1 protein-coding gene is annotated in these 664 nt (G+C 59.6%); it reads right to left on the bottom strand.

Translation table 11 applies throughout. The annotated features are described in order from the left end of the window. The coding region (locus AB4Z51_RS45045) for an ATP-binding cassette domain-containing protein (RefSeq protein WP_441499785.1) at window positions 1-179 on the bottom strand (179 nt) is incomplete at its 3' end. Between the last annotated feature and the right edge of the window lie 485 nt (window positions 180-664).

Below are 664 nucleotides of genomic sequence, written 5' to 3'. Positions count from 1 at the left end.
GTCGAAACCTGCCCTTCATCGGGCAGTTCCTCACCGGCGATCATCCGGAACAGCGTGGTCTTTCCCGCGCCGTTCGGGCCGACGAGGCCGATCTTCTCGCCCTTGTTGAGGGCGGCGGAGGCTTCGATGAACAGGATCTGGTGGCCGGCTTGCTTGCTGACGTTGTCGAGGCGGATCATGGGGTCTTTTTGGGGGGAATGTTGCGTTGCAGCGTCATAGGCCATACGGGCCGCCAGGGGAAGCCCGGCCGGGCCCGGATTCCACCCCGCCAGACGCCAGCTTCCTGTAATTCATCCCGACGCGACGCTTCGCGCCCGCTGTCTGCCGTCTCGCTGTCCGCTTCCAGCCGAAGCGCGCTGTCCGAGCGGCAAGGCGTGACGTCCGCCAATGTCCCATATAGCGGACTTGCCGCTACCGCCCGTCAGGCGTCGGCTTGTGACCGATACTGTTGAAAAAGTCGAAAATCGAACGAGCGAGAAAATCTCGCGAAAGTCAATTCTTAGACGTTTCTACCGCTGCGAAGCGCTGTAGGGTCGATCCGAAGGTCCGTGGTCGTTTTTGTGTAAAACGATGAGGTCCCTCACGTCGCCCAATACGAAACGCATCAGCGGTCGTCGAAAATTTCGTTCGTCAGCCAAAAAGGGCTTTTTCAACACAATCGACC

This window comes from Bradyrhizobium sp. 2TAF36, assembly GCF_052114925.1.
GTDB lineage: Bacteria > Pseudomonadota > Alphaproteobacteria > Rhizobiales > Xanthobacteraceae > Bradyrhizobium > Bradyrhizobium barranii.
The sequence above is the reverse complement of the archived record's forward strand: the minus strand, read 5'-3'. Positions and strand labels throughout refer to the sequence as shown.